We start from the raw sequence: 16,969 nt of genomic DNA, 5'->3' as shown, positions 1-16,969 counted from the left end.
TGGGTAAAACCTTTTTCAAAGTTGAATATCGGAATAAGTTCGGCGTCAATGTAGCCATTTTGTAGTACTTTTTCTAATACTTCTTGGTTCTTTTGCAGATTGACCACTTCAAACATTTGTTTGAGTTTGCCATAGTCAGGGGCAATGTTGGGGTCTAACAATCGTTGAGGGGGCACTTGTTGGTACTTAAAGTTGTCTAAATAGTATAAAACCATATCCGAATTATACAGAGTTTGATGAGAGTGGGGGCAAAAACGGTATCCGTTGTACCATTGTTTCATGTCTTGCAGGGCTTTGTTTTGTAGAGTTTTGTCTTTCGTAGTCAGTTCTACTAATTGTTGTACTTCTTCTTCGGTAAAGCCGAGCATAGTTTCAAATTCAAGGCTGTGGGTAAGGTCAGTTAGAATGTTGAAGCCGCTGGTCAGGGCGTCCAAAGTCAAAGAAGAAACGCCTGTGATAAAAACTCTATCTACAATTCCTTGCCGTGTAGCACTTTTGATAACTTCATAAAACTTGCGGATGTAGCCTTGTTTAGAAACACTTTCTACAAACTCATTCCAACTGCGGTACAAAATATCGTTCGTAAAATGGTCATATTCATCAAAAAGCAAGTAAAGTGGTTTTTCTTGGGCATACAAGTCGAAAAAACGTTTGATTTTTTCCTCTGCGTCAATCGCAGAACGAATGTAATCTTGTGTTTTTTCATCAAAAATGTGATAGCGTACTTGAAAGTTATCTAAACTACTTTGAACGGATAGAGCAAATCCTCTTTTAGCTTTTTCTTTGGTGCTGGTGTCTATGCCGCTGAAATCAAAGATTAGAATACGGTAGGAGTTGTGCAGGGGTGTTGGGTTTTTGCCGATGTAATAGTTTCCGAAGAGTTGGTCAAATTTGTGGGCTTGGTTGGTGTCGTAATAGTACTCTAAAATAGAGAGCCACAAGCTTTTACCAAATCTGCGAGGGCGTAAAAAAGAAACAAACTTTTGCTTTTCTAGTAGAGTTATGAAATTTGTTTTATCTACGAAGACAAAGTTTTGGGTAACCAGTTGTTCGAAGTTACTTACGCCGTAGGGGAAGAGTACTTGATTCATGTAGTAAAGATACGCGTTTTATGAGATGGTGAGTTTTATTTTTTGCGTGAGGCATGCGGAGGGTGGGCGTTAGCCCAGTGCGGAGCGAAGCGTAGCACCGAAGCGATAGCGTAGCCCGTAGCACGCCGACCTTGTGGGCATGAGCGTAGCGAAACGCCCACAAGGGCACGCCCAAAAAATTACTAAAAACAAAAATAAATTTGGTATTAGCTTGAAGTTATTTCATTGCTTACAAAAATTCAAGTAGTATATTTGTGGCATGAGCAAACTTAATAATCTGGTAATTACCTTTCAGATTTTATTTATCTTTCAACTATTTGCACAAAAAGAGTACAAATACGTAAGCTATCCCAATGACCCTCTGCAAACTCGTATTTACAAATTGGAAAACGGTCTGACAGTTTTTTTGAGTAAAAACCCAAAAGAACCTAGAATTTACACTGCTATTGCTGTCAAAGCGGGGAGCAAAAATGACCCTTCAGATGCAACAGGCTTGGCACACTATTTAGAACACATGTTGTTCAAAGGCACGGATAGATTCGGCACAAAAGATTTTAATCAAGAAAAAATTTATCTTGACCAAATATACGCCCTGTACGAAGTATATAACCAAACAAAAGATGAAACTCAAAGAGCAAAAATATATCGCCAAATTGACAGTGTTTCGGGAATAGCTGCACAATATGCTATTGCAAATGAGTACGATAAAATGGTTTCTCAAATTGGTGCAAAAGGTACAAATGCCTTTACCTCATTTGAGCAAACCGTGTATATCAATGATATCCCCAGTAATCAAATAGAAAAATGGCTTAAATTAGAAAGTGAGCGATTCAGAAATCCAATAATGCGGCTCTTTCATACAGAATTAGAAGCAGTCTATGAAGAAAAAAACATTTCATTAGATAATGACAATAATTTAGCCTTTGAAACTTTCTTTGCTGCCTTATTTCCCACCCATCCTTACGGTACGCAAACCACTATAGGCACTGTAGAGCATCTCAAAAATCCTTCTCTCAAAAAAATTGCAGACTATTACAGAACATACTACGTTCCTAATAACATGGCTATCATTTTAGCAGGAGATTTAGATTATGATGCTACAATCACACTGATAGACAAGTACTTTGGAAAGTTTGAAGCTAAGCCTGTACCACCTTTTAATCCCCCCCAAGAAAAACCTATTACCCAGCCCATAGAAAAGACAGTTATAGGTAAAGAGCCCCCCTACGTACTGATAGGTTTTCGAACTTCTTCCTCAAAACAAGATAGGCTTATCAATCAAGCTATAAGCTTGTTACTTTCTAATGAAAAGGTAGGATTGATTACTACAAACTTGCTTCTCCCCCAAAAAATACTTGCAGGGTATGCCTACTATGAAAATATGATAGATTATTCTGTTTTCACTTTGCAAGGAAAAGCTAAAGAGGAGCAAGACTTAAAAACGGTAAAAAACCTACTTTTGGAACAATTGGAGCTAATCAAAAAAGGTAAGTTTGATGAAAAACTTATACCCCAAATCATGAACGACTACAAAAAGTACAAAATTTTACAAAGTGAGAATAATCCCAGTCGTGTGTTTAGTATTTTACCTGCTTTTACCGAAGGTATTCCTTATGAAGAGATTGTCAACTTTGAAAAGGAACTTAGTGCTATAACTAAACGCCAAATTATAGAGTATGCGAAAAAAACTTTCAATCAAAACTATGTAGTAGTGTATAAAGAGCAAGGTACACCTAAACCTGCAGCTAAAGTTCCTAAACCCCCTATTAACAAAGTGGAAACTAACAGGAATGCTCAATCAGAGTTTTTCAAAGAGTTTAGCAGTTTATCTGCACCTGTGTTAGAACCTGTTTTTGTAGATTATCAAAAGGAAATTATCAAAGAGAAGTACCAGGAAATGCCGATATGGTACAAAAAAAATACTACAAATGAGCTGTTCAGGTGTAAGTTTGTTGTACAAATAGGTAGAAAACACAATAAGCATTTAGAATTACTGCCTGAATTTTTTGAGTATCTTAACACTAAAAAGTATAAACAGAAAGAAATAAAAAGGCGATTTTTGGAATATGCTTGTGATGTAGATATTGACGTAACTGATGATGAAACCATTATTCAATGCGTAGGATTAGATAGTTACTTTACAAACTTTATATCCTTTTTTTCAGAAATTATTCGCTCATTCCAACCTAATGAAAAGATTAAAAAGGAAATTGTATCTGATGTGTTAAAACTCCGCCAAGAAGCTAAGTCAGATAAATTTGAGATTTTATACCTTAAAATGGCACACTATGCTAAGTTTGGCAACACTTCACCTGATTTAATATACCTCATTTCTGCCCAAGAACTGCAAAATACGCCTTGCAAAACTTACACAGACTTACTTGCTACTTTATTTGATTATCCTCACAAATTCATTTACTACGGACCTAAGTCAGTAGATGAAGTAAAAAATGTACTAGCGCAATATCACAAGATTCCAACTAAATTCAAAGACATACCTGCACCAAAAGAACCTACCTATCAAAATTACGACAAAAATGTAGTCTATTTTTATCAGTACGATAATATGGTTCAAGCAGAGATACTTATTTTGCAAAAATCGGTAGAGTTTGATCCAGAAGTTAGCAGAAAAGCTATACTATTTAATGAATATTTTGGGGGTGGAATGGGCAGTATTGTTTTTCAGGAGATTAGAGAATCAAGAGCATTAGCTTATGCTACATATTCTCGGTTCACTAACCCTCCTCGTAAGGGGCATCCCTATTTTATTCAATCGTATATAGGTACTCAAGCTGACAAAATTCACGAAGCTATTAAAGCTATGAATGAACTTTTAGATAATCCACCTATTTCAGAAAACTTGTTTAATGTAGCTAAAAATACACTTATTAACACAATTATTTCAGAGCGAATTGTGAACGAAAAAGTATTAGAAACATACCAATCCTTGCAAAGATACGATATAGAGGAAGATGCTCGCATAAAAACATACGAATATGTAAAAGCCTCTAATAGTCAGTCAATTAAAGAGTTCAACCAACAGTATTACAAAGTTCCCAAAGTTTATTTGGTGTTAGGGGATAAGAATCGGATTAACGTTGAAGAACTTAGGCAGTATGGTGAGTTAAAAGTTCTTAGTCCTGAACAAATATTTGGCTACTGAAACTCTGCTGAAAAAATAATTTTTTGCTTGTGTGTTAATAAACTATTTCATAATTTTGTAAAACTATGAAAAAGGTGCTATCAATTCTTGCTCTGTTAGTTAGTTTAAGTGGGTGGATGCATGCCCAAACCGTAGTGTTTAGTGAAAATTTCAATAGCTTAACTCCCCCTAACATTCCCACAGGCTGGGTACAACACAACGTAGATGGCTTAACCCCCGCAAGTGCTGTTTCTAGCTTAATGGGTTCTAATGCATGGGTTTCCACAAATCATTCTTCTCTTGTACCTGCGCCAGGAGATCTAGTGATGATAAGTAACTCTTGGTATAATCCTCCTGGTACAGCTAATGATTGGCTAGTTACACCCAACATTACTATTCCCAACACTGGCACAACAATACTGTCTTGGAAAGCTCGTGCTTATGATCCCAACTACCCTGATGGGTATCTAGTTAAAGTTATCACTAGTGGAACTGATCCTAGCAACTATGTTACCACTACAATTGCTACTATTACTGCCGAAAATACTACATGGACAGAGCGATCTGCAAATCTTAATGCTTGGGCAGGGCAAACCATTAGAATTGCATTTCAAAATAATTCTAATGACATGTACTTACTCGGCTTAAATGATGTAGCTGTAGTACAACCCGCTGCATCAGACGCGCAAATTGTGTCTGTAGATGTTCCTAAATATGTTAGTACAGGTACTTTCGATATTCAAGGTGTATTGAAAAATCTTAGTGTATCTAACTTAACTTCAGCGACCATTTACTATAGTGTAAATAGTGGAACTCCTGTGCCTATGAACTTAACTAGTATCAATTTAGCCTATGGTGCAACATACAACTTTACTCACTCTACGCCTTTGAATATCACTAGCCCTGGTACATACAATATTAAAGTTTGGGCTAGCGCACTAAGCACTGGACCTGATGTCAACCCCAGTAATGATACCGCAACTGCACAAATGGCAGCAGTAAGCAGTGTTCCTGTTAAGCGAGCCATACTGTTTGAAGGTACAGGGGCTTGGTGTCAATTCTGCCCTGATGGTGCAGTAATTATGGAGCAAGTACTCAATACTTATCCTAATGCTATTGGTATTGCTGTACATAATGGGGATGGTATGGCATTCACGGATGGTAATACTATCAACAGTGCTTTTGCTACCGGATATCCTTATGGTACTGTTGACCACTACAAGTTCCCCACAGATGGACCTGGACTAAGCCGATCCGTATGGATGTCAAGAATGGGTACCCGTTTAAATCACATTGTACCTGCTGAAATTAGTGGCTCTCATACCTATAATCCTTCTACACGCCAATTAAACGTAACTGTAACAGCAACCTTCCGTGCGGCGGTTACAGGAGATTTTCGTCTAAACTGCTATGTGATACAAGATAGTGTTATAGGTCCTAATAACTCTCAATATAACCAAGCTAACTATTACAATACTGTTGCAGGACATCCCTACTACGGTGCGGGTAACCCTATCGTAGGTTTTGCACATAGACATGTACTTCGTGCTTGTTTAGGTGGCCCTTGGGGTACAGCAGGCAGCATTCCTAGCACTACCGCTGACGGCGGAGTATATACTCAAAATTATACTTATACCATACCTAATAATTATGGTGCCGTAGCTGCTGACGTAAACAAAATGTACGTAGTATATGCTATCCAAGAGTATAGCAGCAATGTAAATGCAAGACCTGTACATAACGCTTTGCAACAAAAAATCAATGTGCCTACAAGTGTAGAACCTGTATTATTGGACTTACAAAACACTGAGGTAAATGTTTATCCTAACCCCTTCGTAGGTCAAACTCATGTTCAGTTCAATCTTGCTAAACAAGAAAATGTATCCATTCGTATTCTTGATTTGACAGGCAAAGAAGTAGGCTTCTACAATCAAGGTACTATGGATGCAGGTTCCTACACTATTACTCTCGATGCTAGTGGGCTTGCTGCAGGCATGTACCTAATGAACATCAACATTGGAAACCAAGTAATCACTAAGAAAATTGAAATTCAATAGCTAAAAAGCACTGTTTTTTCAAAACCTTACAGAGTTTAGCTCTGTAAGGTTTTTTTATTTTAGATTTTGCTTTGCACAAAGGATATTGAAGATTGAATTTTTATTTTTTTGGACGCGCCTTTGTGGGTGTTTCGCTTCGCTTATGCCCACAAGGGCAACGTGCTAGGGGCTACGTGCGGAATGCCACGACCCTTGCGTCAGCAAGATGCAACCCAAAAAAATCAAATCCTAAATATCAAAATTTATTCGCTCAAATAATATCCATTACACTTAAAATCTGACTAAACTTCACATTATACAGCTAAATATCTTAAATTTGCTTTTGTGAGCTTTACAATAAGATTAAATGCATTTTTACACAAGCCCATTCCTGCACTACCTTTTCAAGTATTCCGAATGGGATGGGGCTTGTTGATGATTATCAGTGCTGTGCGTTTTATGGCACTAGGCTGGATAGAAGACCATTACGTAAAACCCGTATTTCACTTCAAATACTGGGGCTTTGAATGGGTAGAACCTGTAAGCCGTACAGGGCTATACATAATCCACATTTTGATGATATTAGCTAGCATAGGCGTAGCAGTTGGTACTAAAATAGTGTATAGAATTTCGGCTATCACCCTATTTGTATCTTTTACCTACACAGAGTTGATAGACTTAACCTACTATCTTAACCATTATTATTTTGTGAGCTTAGTCTGTTTTTTGCTATGTTTGATTCCTTCCCCTCCTCCCATTACAGACCGCAGTGCTTATATCCCTGCTTGGGTAATATACCTATTTAAGTTTCAAATTTCACTCTTGTACATATATGCAGGGCTAGCTAAAATAAACTACGATTGGCTTATTCATGCTTTACCTTTGAAAATATGGCTACCTGCTCATTACCATTTACCTATTATTGGTAGTTTGTTTGCTTGGAAATACACGCCTTACATTTTTTCATGGGCAGGAATGTTGTATGACTGTACTATTCCATTTTGGTTAATGTGGCGAAAATCTCGCCCTTATGCTTATGTGGCTGTAATTGTTTTTCACACTATTGTAGGAATTCTTTTTCAAATAGGAGTATTTCCCTTAGTTATGATAGTAGCCACTCTTATCTTTTTTGAGTTTGACAAATGGATAAAAAAGACTGAAAGTAGCGCTTTCACTATTCAGCCTATGCCTAAATGGCTTAAATATATTTTGGGCTTTTATGTTGTTTTTCAAATACTGTACCCTTGGCGATATTTGCTATACAGTGGAAACTTATTTTGGACCGAAGAAGGCTACCGCTTTTCTTGGCGAGTAATGCTAATGGAAAAAGCAGGAACAGCAACTTTTTATGTAAAAGATACACGTACAGGAAAAGAAGGAGTAGTAAACAATCGTGAATTTTTGAACGAACATCAAGAAAAACAAATGGCTATGCAACCCGACATGATTCTACAATTTGCTCATTTTTTAGGCAAATACTACGAAAAAAAAGGCGTATACAAGCCCGAAGTTCGAGCAGAAGTGTATGTTACGCTCAATGGCAGACCTAGTCAATTGCTGATAGACCCCAAAGTTAATTTAATGGAGGAAAAAGATACTTTCAGACCTAAAAAGTGGATTTTACCTTATCCATATTGACAAAACTTTTCTTATCAATTTTTTGTAGTATAGTTGAAATTGTATAGTTTTGCTATTCGGAATATGGCAACCCAAAAATTTACGGTTGAGATCAAGCGTTTTAATCCTGATGTGGATAAAGAACCTCATTGGGAAACTTATACCGTTGAAGCCGACCTAATGGACAGAGTATTAGATGTACTCAATTATATCAAATGGCATATTGATGGTACTTTGACTTACCGACGTTCATGTGCACATGCTGTTTGTGGCTCTGATGCCATGCAAATCAACGGACTGAATAAACTAGCCTGCGCTACTTTGATGAAAGAATTTGCTAAAACAGGAAAAGTTACGATTGCACCTCTGCCTGGTCTACCTGTGATTAAGGACTTAGTGGTTGACCAAACTGAATTTTGGAAGAAGTATGAAGCCATCAGCCCATTTTTGATAAACAATGACCCTGCGCCTGAAATAGAACGTTTACAAACGCCTGAGGAGCACGCTCTTATTGAAGAAGCTACAAGGTGTATTCTTTGTGGCGCATGTACTCAATCTTGCCCTTCTACATGGAGCAATCCTGATTATTTAGGACCCGCAGCTATGTTGAAAGCCTATCGGTTCATTTTTGACAGCCGAGATCAAGGTGCTTCGCAAAGATTGAAAGTATTGGACAGCAGCAAAGGTTTATGGAAGTGCTACACTGTATTTAACTGCGTAGCTGCCTGTCCTAAAGAAATTGATATCACTAAACACTTGTCTGCACTTAAACGTAGAGCCTTAACTGCAAATCTATAAAGCTAATTTTTACAACATTTTCAAGCTACTAAAAGTGCGCTAAATACAAGCGCACTTTATTTTTTCAAAATTCAAACTTAACTACTACAGCCGCAAGAACGAAAATACCTATTTTGAGGGCAAAATTATTTCGCAAGTTCAAATAAGTGTGATAAATTTGCGTAAATACCGTAATGAAAAAAACCGTAGTAGTATTTAGTGGCGCTGGGCTTTCAGCAGAAAGTGGCATTCCTACTTTTAGGGCAAGCGATGGACTGTGGGAAAATCATAGAATTGAAGACGTTGCTTCCCCTGAAGGTTGGATGCGCAATCCTAAATTAGTGCTGAATTTTTACAATGAACGTTATGAGAAAATAATGCAAGCACAGCCTAATCCTGCTCATATTGCGATAGCACGCTTGCAAGATAAGTTTCATGTAGTCAATATCACTCAAAACATTGATAACCTATTAGAAAGGGCAGGTTGTCAAAATGTTTGGCACTTGCATGGCAGCGTCCAAACTATGAAATGTGAACACCATATTGATATTGGCATAGGAATTTCCAGCTACTACTACTGCGACTATAAGACAGATTGGAAAGATAAAATCACTGAAAAAGACAAGTGTCCCAAGTGCGGTGGGCAGATGCGGCCCGATATTGTTTGGTTTGGTGAAGCCGTAGATATGCGGCATGAGTATCTGTATGAACTGGTTGCAACTGCCTTTATTTTCATTGGAGTAGGCACTTCGGCGCAGGTCTATCCCGCAGCAGGACTTTTACCTACTTTTCAAAATACACCACACAAATACTTTATAGACCCTAATCCTGCTTATAGCATGCTACGCGGTTACCATGTAATAGCAGATACTGCTAGCCGTGCTTTGCCTAAGCTAGCTGATGAACTTATGCACCGCTTTGGATAACAGTTTTTATACCTTTTATCTTATTTACCTCAAAAAAAAGATTGTTATTAAAGCAAAAATTCATTTTTTTTGCAAGTCTTATGCATCAAATAAAATCTTTTTGTCACGTTTAAGATTAGCTAACAGGATCTATGAAAAGAGTATGTTTAAGTCTGTTGGTATTTATTCTTATTTCATTTGCCTTAAAAGCACAAACTGAAAGGGATATCAAAGAAATTGAAGATAGTCTGTATATTGACGAAGTAGAAAACAAAAAAGAACCAGATAAAGTGCTACATGCAGAACCTTTATACATTGATCTTATTAGAGATTTAGGAGCGAGAAAAGGTGAAAAAGAATGGAACGTTGCAGTAGGTTTAACCGATAATGGAGATTATGACAAATATACGGGGCTTATAGAGTATGAATGGGCACCTATTCATCGGCTTGGATTAGAAATTGAACTACCTTTTTCTTTTTACTATCCTATTAACGGCAATGCCGCAGCACAAAGCAATAAACTCAATAGTCTAAAATTAGCCACCCAATACTCATTTTATGTTTCAGAAAAAAATAAAATGACAGCTGCAGTAGGTTATATTCATGAATTTGAACTGGTAGAGTTTGACCAATATCGGTATAGTAAAATTTTTTCAGGTAATGTTTTTAATCCTTTTCTTATAGCTGCTAAAAGATTTGGAAATAACTTTCACAGTATGATTTACACTGGACCCGTTTTTAATCATCACTTCCATAGCAGACACTATAATAAACAATGGCAGGTCAATACAAACTTTCATTATATGATTTCTGGAACAAGAAACTTTGTTGGGATAGAATTTAACAAATACCTGCAAAATAGAAATTTTGATATGGTCATCAGGCCACAAATGCGTCTTGGAATTGCAGACAACCTATTGGTAGGGATCGTTACAGGTATCCCAATAAGCAGACATAATGAAAGGCTTAGCAGCTTTATTCGCCTAATATACGAACCTGGATATAAAGAACATCGACACTAAAAAATACTGCTCTTGTCTATCTGATAGAGTAAATTCAAATACTTTACTTTTATACTTCGTAAAAACCTTTTAGTTTTGTAGTTAAAAAGCAATATGGAACTCGAAGGAAGGTTGTTTCTCAAATATGAAGAGCAAATAGTAGGCAGTAAAGGTTTTCGTAAAAGAGAATTTGTAGTAGATTATGCAGAAAATCCTCAATATCCACAAAAAATAAAATTTGAACTAGTACAAGACAAGTGCGCAGAATTGGATAAATTCAATGAAGGTGATAAAATAAAAGTTTATTTCAGCATAAGGGGAAACGAATGGCAAGGTAAATACTATGTCAATCTAAATGCGTGGAAAATAGAAAAAATTGAAGATGATAATGTTGCTGCAAGTCAATCTAATACACTTCAAGCCGAAAAAAGCTTTCAAACCGATAATTTACCAATATCAAGTGAAGAAGATGACCTACCTTTTTAGATTTTTGAAATTATGAGGCGCTTAGTTAGTTATTTCATTCAAGGTTTATTTTTTGTTATTCCGCTTTCTATCATAATCTATTTAATCTATTGGATAGAACAAAAAATTGCTTCATTGTACAGTTCTACTCCACATATTATTTGGATTGTAATAAGTTTAGTGCTGTTTATCTTAGCTGTGGGCTTCTTAACCTCAAACTTGCTTACTAAACCGCTTATTACCTACATAGAAAATTTAATCATGAAAATACCTTTATTTGGAATGATTTACAGCTCTACCAAAGACCTAATGTCTGCTTTTGTAGGCGATAAAAGAAAATTCAATCAACCTGTTTTAGTCAAAGTAAATGATGAAGAGAGTATTGAGCGAATTGGTTTTATTACTAATCAAGATTTGTCCATGTTGGGGATTGAAGATAAAGTAGCCGTATATTTACCACACTCGTATGCCTTTTCAGGGTGGGTAGTAATTGTACCCAAGAAGAATATTACCCCTATTTCCGCCAAAGCTTCAGAGGTTATGCTTTTTTTAGTTTCAGGTGGAGTTACTCTCAAGAAAGAGGAAGAAACGCCGAATAATCATTATTCATAAATTTTTTAGCTGTTACGTTTTGTACCAAATGACAAATGTTTTTTAATTTTGTTGTATGAGTGTAGGATTTTTTAACATTCCCGAACCCAAGAACGAACCCGTTTACAGTTACGCAGTAGGTTCAAAAGAAAGAGAGCTATTGAAAAAAGCAATTGCTGCCGCACGTAGCCAAGAATTAGATATTCCAATGTACATAGGAGGTGCAGAAGTACGCACAGGAGTAAGAAAACGCTTATCACCCCCTCATGACCATAGGCACACTCTAGGATACTATCATGAAGGTACACAAGAGCATGTCAAACAAGCCATTGAAGCAGCTTTGCAAGCTAAAAGTGCTTGGGAAAACATGGCTTGGGAACATAGACTTTCTATTTTTCTAAAAGCCGCTGAGTTAATATCTACCAAGTATAGATATATACTCAATGCTGCTACAATGCTGGGGCAAAGTAAAAATGTCTTTCAAGCCGAGATAGACTCTGCGTGCGAATTGATAGACTTTTTACGGTTTAATGCTTATTTTGCAGGACAAATCTACGCCCAGCAGCCTATTTCTACGCCAGGAGTATGGAATAGAGTAGAGCATAGACCTCTAGAAGGTTTTGTTTTTGCTTTAACTCCATTCAACTTCACTGCTATTGCAGGAAACTTACCTACTGCACCTGCTATGATGGGAAATGTAGTAGTATGGAAACCAGCCAACACACAAATTTACGCAGCACAGTGGATTATGCGTATTCTCAAAGAAGCAGGACTTCCTGATGGCGTTATCAACCTAATTTATGTCAGTGGTCCTGACGCAGGGGAAGTAATATTCAAGCATCCTGATTTTGCAGGTATTCATTTTACAGGAGGAACAAGTACATTTAGACAAATTTGGAAAACAATTGGCAATAACATTGGTTTATACAAAAGCTATCCGCGTATTGTAGGAGAAACGGGAGGAAAAGACTATGTATTTGCTCACCCTAGCGCGGATGCTAAAACTCTATCCACAGCGCTAATTCGTGGTGCTTTTGAATATCAAGGGCAAAAATGTTCTGCAGCATCTCGGGCTTATATTCCTAAAAATATATGGAACGAAGTAAAAGACTATATGCTGGCAGATTTAGCAGCAATTAAAATGGGCGGCGTAGAAGACTTTTCTAATTTCATAAACGCTGTAATCGATGAAAAGTCTTTTGACAATATTGTTAGCTACATAGAGTTTGCTAAAAAAGACCCATCTTGTCAAATTATAGCAGGGGGCAAGTACGATAAGTCTGTGGGCTACTTCATTGAACCTACTGTTATTTTGACTACAAATCCCAGCATAAAAATTATGTGTGAGGAAATTTTTGGACCTGTATTGAGCATATACGTGTATGAACCCGAAAAATGGAAAGAAATATTACAATTAGTTGATAAAACCTCTGAATACGCGCTTACAGGTTCTATTTTTGCCCAAGATAGGTACGCTATTGAATACTGTTCGCAGGTCTTACGCCATGCTTCTGGTAATTTTTACATCAATGACAAACCTACAGGTGCCATTGTAGGTCAACAGCCGTTTGGGGGAAGTCGCGCTTCAGGAACAAATGATAAAGCAGGTTCTTTACTTAATTTGTTACGCTGGGTATCTCCCCGAGCTATAAAGGAGACTTTTGTTCCCCCAACAGATTTCCGTTATCCTTTCATGGATGCAGAGTGAAAAATAGGTTAAGTTTTCAACAATTTATTGTAAGAATTAAAAGTACTTTTGTTCCAAAATTTGACCAACAATAAACCCCTTTTTAATGTCATTTAAGCTTATACGGGGTTTTTTGGACATAATGTGCGCGGTTTCTTGGGTATCTTTTATGGTTTGCTGCATCCACTTTTGCTCTTCTTTTACAAAAGAAGTTTCTGTATCCGCTACTTCAGTGTAAACTTTGGATTTATCTAAGTTTTCAAACCCTGGAGCTCGTTTATGACCTTCTATGTCAGATTTGTGAACTACCTCAAAGTTTTTGACTTCAATATCCGTTTTTTCTAAACTAGAAGTGGATAATTCTAAACCTTGCTTACGAGATTCTGTGTCTATATCAGAGTTAGAGAAGAATATCTCAAAGTTTTTGACTTCAATGTTAAGTGTTTCTAAACTGGAAGTAGATGATTTTAATGATTGAAGAATAGTTGGAACTTGTTTATTTGCTATTTGCTTGCTTTTAGTCTGCATCCGCTTCGTTTTCTTGTCAGACTTAGGCTTCAAAATTTGGTAAATTAGCCAAGCGATAAATAGATAAATTAGAACTGTTTTCATATTTTGTTCTTTGTATAGAGCGAATTTAAGAAATAATTTTAAGTGAGCATAGATTGTGTGTTAATTCTTTAAACGTTTTTGCCCCTGCTGCGCGCAGCAGGGGCAAAAAACCTAATCCTAACTCAAATATAAGCTACTTTACAAATTACCACGTAGTTTTAATCCTTGTGCCACTTTATCAATAGCGTAAATGTATGCGGCAATTCGCATAGTAGTTTTGTATTTTGTGCGTATCTTGTAGATACGTTCGAAAGCTGCTTCCATAGCGGCTTCCATTCGTTGATTAACTTCTGCTTCAGTCCAGTATAACCCTTGTCTATTTTGCACCCACTCGTAGTAAGATACACAAACCCCCCCTGCATTAGCTAAAATATCAGGTACAACCATAATATCCTTAGAGGCTAAAATATCATCTGCATCGGCAGAAGTAGGTCCGTTAGCACCTTCTACAATTACTTTTGCTTTGATATTATGGGCGTTAGCTTGAGTAATTTGATCCTCCCTTGCAGCAGGTACCAATACATCTACATCTAATTCTAAAAGTTCTTGGTTAGTAATCTCTTTGCCCCCTGTAAAACCTCTAAGAGACTTTTTATTATTTTCTGAATAACGGATAGCAGCGGCTACATCAATACCATGTTCATTGTAATATCCTCCTGATGCATCGCTAATAGCTACAACTCTTAGCCCTTTTTGAGCTAATAGTTTTGCAGATACAGAACCTACGTTACCAAAACCCTGAATAGCACAAGTAGCTTTTTTCGGTTCAATATCCAAAGTTTTAAGTGCAGATAAAGTAGCTACCATTACCCCGCGACCTGTGGCTTCTACTCTACCCTCTGAACCTCCAATCAGTACAGGTTTGCCAGTAATCACTGCAGGTGTATATCCACCTTTAATTTGGCTATATTCATCTACAATCCATGCCATTTCTTGGCTACTTGTCCCCATGTCTGGAGCTGGAATATCTTGGTCAGGTCCGATAATATCGGCAATAGCCTTAGCGTAACCTCGTGTCAAGCGTTCTAGTTCGCCTTTTGAGAGCTCTTTGGGATTGACACAAATACCCCCCTTACCTCCCCCATAAGGTACTCCAATAACTGCACATTTCCACGTCATCCATGCAGCTAATGCCTTGACCTCTTCTAAATTTACGTCAGGTGCGTACCGAATACCCCCCTTAGCAGGACCAAGAATAGTGCTGTGCTGCACCCTAAATCCTTCAAAAACCCTAAGCTCCCCATTGTCCATTACAACAGGAATATTTACAATCAGCTGTCTTTGGGGAGATTTGAGAACGTTGTACGTAGCTTTATCCAAATCTAAGTGTTTAGCGGCTACATCAAACCGCTTCATCATGGACTCAAATGGCGTTAAAGTAGTGCCATGATGGGCTTGTTCAGCTTTTTCTTTCTTTCCCATAGTATTTTACTAAATTGACATTCAAAGTTAGAGTTACTTTAACAAAATGCAAAACAAAGCCAATTTTTTAGACTTATTTTGTAAATGAAAACTTGAAAATCAAATACTTACACAAAAAACCAAAAATTAAAAGTCGCTTTGTGAAAAAGGAGTTTGTAAAAATTGAGATTATTGCCGTATTTTAACTTACTTAAACTATGGAACTCAAACCCTTAACCGCTATCAGTGCTATTGATGGTAGGTATAGAGATAAAGTTAAAGAACTATCTACCTACTTTTCTGAATATGCTTTGCACGTATATCGGGTAAAAGTAGAAATTGAATATTTTATTGCTCTGACAGAAGAAGACATTCCTGCTTTGAAAAGTTTTCCTAAAACTGCTGTAGCAGTGCTGCGCAATTGGGCTAATCACCTAACCTACAATGAAATACGCGAAATTAAAGCTATAGAAAAAGTTACTAATCATGATGTAAAAGCTGTAGAGTACTTCATTAAGCAAAAATTTGAAGAGTTAGAATTAGGTCAGTATAAGGAATATGTTCATTTTGGGCTTACTTCCCAAGATATTAACAACACAGCCATTCCCTGGATGTTACAAGATGCCCATGAAAAAGTTTATTTACCTGAACTTCAAAAGCTTATAGACAAGCTCAAAGAATATGCAAATTTATGGAAAAAAGTACCTATGCTTGCTCGTACGCATGGGCAGCCTGCTAGTCCTACGCGTTTAGGTAAAGAAATAAAAGTATTTGTAGAGCGTTTAGAAAAACAGGTAGAACTTTTACAAGATATACCCTTTTCTGCCAAATTCGGCGGTGCAACAGGTAATTTTAATGCACACTACGTAGCCTTCCCTAACATTGATTGGGTAGCCTTTGCCAACAAGCTTGTTAACCAAAAATTAGGACTTTACCGCAGTCAAACTACCACTCAAATAGAGCATTATGACAATTTAGCGGCTTACTGTGATGCCCTGCGCAGAATTAACGTAATTCTCATAGACTTTGCGCGGGATATGTGGCAATATATATCTTACGGTTATTTTTCTCAAAAAATAAAGTCGGAAGAGGTTGGTTCATCTGCCATGCCTCACAAAGTAAATCCCATAGATTTTGAAAATGCAGAGGGTAATCTAGGTTATGCTAATGCTATTTTTGAATTTTTGAGCCAAAAGTTACCTATTTCTCGCCTGCAAAGAGATCTAACTGATTCTACTGTGCTGCGCAACTTGGGCGTACCTATTGCACATACATACTTGGCTTTCAAATCCTTACTTTCAGGACTGAAAAAAATAGAAATTAACCTGCCCGCAATTAAAAAAGACCTAAACGACAACTGGGTAGTAGTAGCCGAAGCCATTCAAACTATTCTTCGTAGAGAAAATTATCCTAATCCTTATGAAAAGTTAAAAGAGCTTACTCGTGTCAATCATAAAATTACACAGCAAGATATTCATAAGTTTATCGATAGTTTAGACATTAGTGAGGAGCTTAAAAATGAACTCAAAGCTATCACGCCTTTTAACTATACGGGAATATGAATTTATTTTATTTTTTGGGCGTGCCCCTTGCTGACGCAAGGGTCGGGGCATTCCGCACTACGCTTCGCTTCGGTGCTTCGCT

General features: G+C 37.1%; 15 protein-coding genes. 11 read left to right on the top strand and 4 right to left on the bottom strand.

Annotation, left to right across the window (positions count from 1 at the left end; translation table 11 throughout):
* Window positions 1-1,091: AAA family ATPase (locus NZ519_04895; GenBank protein ID MCS7028083.1), on the bottom strand; the 1,091-nt coding region annotated here is incomplete at its 3' end.
* A gap of 35 nt (window positions 1,092-1,126) precedes the next feature.
* On the bottom strand, window positions 1,127-1,252 hold the full coding sequence (locus NZ519_04890) for a hypothetical protein (protein MCS7028082.1): 126 nt from the start codon (window positions 1,250-1,252) through the stop codon (window positions 1,127-1,129).
* 98 nt (window positions 1,253-1,350) lie between these two features.
* Between NZ519_04890 and NZ519_04885 the strand changes: the two genes are divergently transcribed.
* The 10 genes from NZ519_04885 (at window position 1,351) to pruA (ending at window position 13,333) form a co-directional block, all read left to right on the top strand.
* Window positions 1,351-4,254 carry an insulinase family protein gene (locus NZ519_04885; protein MCS7028081.1) on the top strand — a complete coding sequence of 968 codons (2,904 nt, stop codon included), beginning with the start codon at window positions 1,351-1,353 and terminating at the stop codon, window positions 4,252-4,254.
* 65 nt (window positions 4,255-4,319) lie between these two features.
* Window positions 4,320-6,290 (top strand): choice-of-anchor J domain-containing protein, encoded by a 1,971-nt coding sequence (locus NZ519_04880; GenBank protein ID MCS7028080.1) that lies wholly within the window; start codon window positions 4,320-4,322, stop codon window positions 6,288-6,290.
* A gap of 122 nt (window positions 6,291-6,412) precedes the next feature.
* Entirely contained in the window at window positions 6,413-6,571 is a 159-nt protein-coding gene (locus NZ519_04875) for a hypothetical protein (protein MCS7028079.1), read from the top strand.
* 43 nt (window positions 6,572-6,614) lie between these two features.
* Window positions 6,615-7,907, top strand: coding sequence for an HTTM domain-containing protein (locus NZ519_04870; protein MCS7028078.1), 1,293 nt, complete (start codon window positions 6,615-6,617; stop codon window positions 7,905-7,907).
* A gap of 63 nt (window positions 7,908-7,970) precedes the next feature.
* Window positions 7,971-8,684 (top strand): succinate dehydrogenase iron-sulfur subunit, encoded by a 714-nt coding sequence (locus NZ519_04865; GenBank protein MCS7028077.1) that lies wholly within the window; start codon window positions 7,971-7,973, stop codon window positions 8,682-8,684.
* 173 nt (window positions 8,685-8,857) lie between these two features.
* Window positions 8,858-9,589 carry a silent information regulator protein Sir2 gene (locus NZ519_04860; GenBank protein MCS7028076.1) on the top strand — a complete coding sequence of 244 codons (732 nt, stop codon included), beginning with the start codon at window positions 8,858-8,860 and terminating at the stop codon, window positions 9,587-9,589.
* 131 nt (window positions 9,590-9,720) lie between these two features.
* Window positions 9,721-10,590 carry a phosphoribosylformylglycinamidine synthase gene (locus NZ519_04855; GenBank protein MCS7028075.1) on the top strand — a complete coding sequence of 290 codons (870 nt, stop codon included), beginning with the start codon at window positions 9,721-9,723 and terminating at the stop codon, window positions 10,588-10,590.
* Window positions 10,591-10,683: 93 nt separating this feature from the next.
* Window positions 10,684-11,055, top strand: a complete 372-nt coding sequence (locus NZ519_04850) for a DUF3127 domain-containing protein (protein MCS7028074.1) — start codon at window positions 10,684-10,686, stop codon at window positions 11,053-11,055.
* Window positions 11,056-11,067: 12 nt separating this feature from the next.
* Window positions 11,068-11,646, top strand: coding sequence for a DUF502 domain-containing protein (locus NZ519_04845; GenBank protein ID MCS7028073.1), 579 nt, complete (start codon window positions 11,068-11,070; stop codon window positions 11,644-11,646).
* Window positions 11,647-11,701: 55 nt separating this feature from the next.
* A complete protein-coding gene (gene pruA, locus NZ519_04840) occupies window positions 11,702-13,333 on the top strand; it encodes an L-glutamate gamma-semialdehyde dehydrogenase (GenBank protein MCS7028072.1) in 1,632 nt (543 codons plus the stop codon).
* Between the two features lie 36 nt (window positions 13,334-13,369).
* On the opposite strand, the gene NZ519_04835 is transcribed toward pruA, so the two are convergent.
* Together NZ519_04835 and NZ519_04830 are read right to left on the bottom strand one after the other, a co-directional pair.
* A complete protein-coding gene (locus NZ519_04835; protein ID MCS7028071.1) occupies window positions 13,370-13,924 on the bottom strand; it encodes a hypothetical protein in 555 nt (184 codons plus the stop codon).
* A gap of 138 nt (window positions 13,925-14,062) precedes the next feature.
* Window positions 14,063-15,346, bottom strand: a complete 1,284-nt coding sequence (locus NZ519_04830; GenBank protein ID MCS7028070.1) for a Glu/Leu/Phe/Val dehydrogenase — start codon at window positions 15,344-15,346, stop codon at window positions 14,063-14,065.
* Between the two features lie 197 nt (window positions 15,347-15,543).
* Here NZ519_04830 and purB point away from each other — a divergent pair, with 197 nt between their 5' ends.
* The gene (gene purB / locus NZ519_04825) at window positions 15,544-16,887 is read left to right on the top strand and encodes an adenylosuccinate lyase (protein MCS7028069.1); all 1,344 of its coding nucleotides are present in this window, start codon (window positions 15,544-15,546) and stop codon (window positions 16,885-16,887) included.
* Window positions 16,888-16,969 lie beyond the last annotated feature (82 nt).

Source organism: Bacteroidia bacterium, from assembly GCA_025056095.1.
GTDB lineage: Bacteria > Bacteroidota > Bacteroidia > JANWVE01 > JANWVE01 > JANWVE01.
This window is presented reverse-complemented; position numbering and strand designations above follow the sequence as displayed.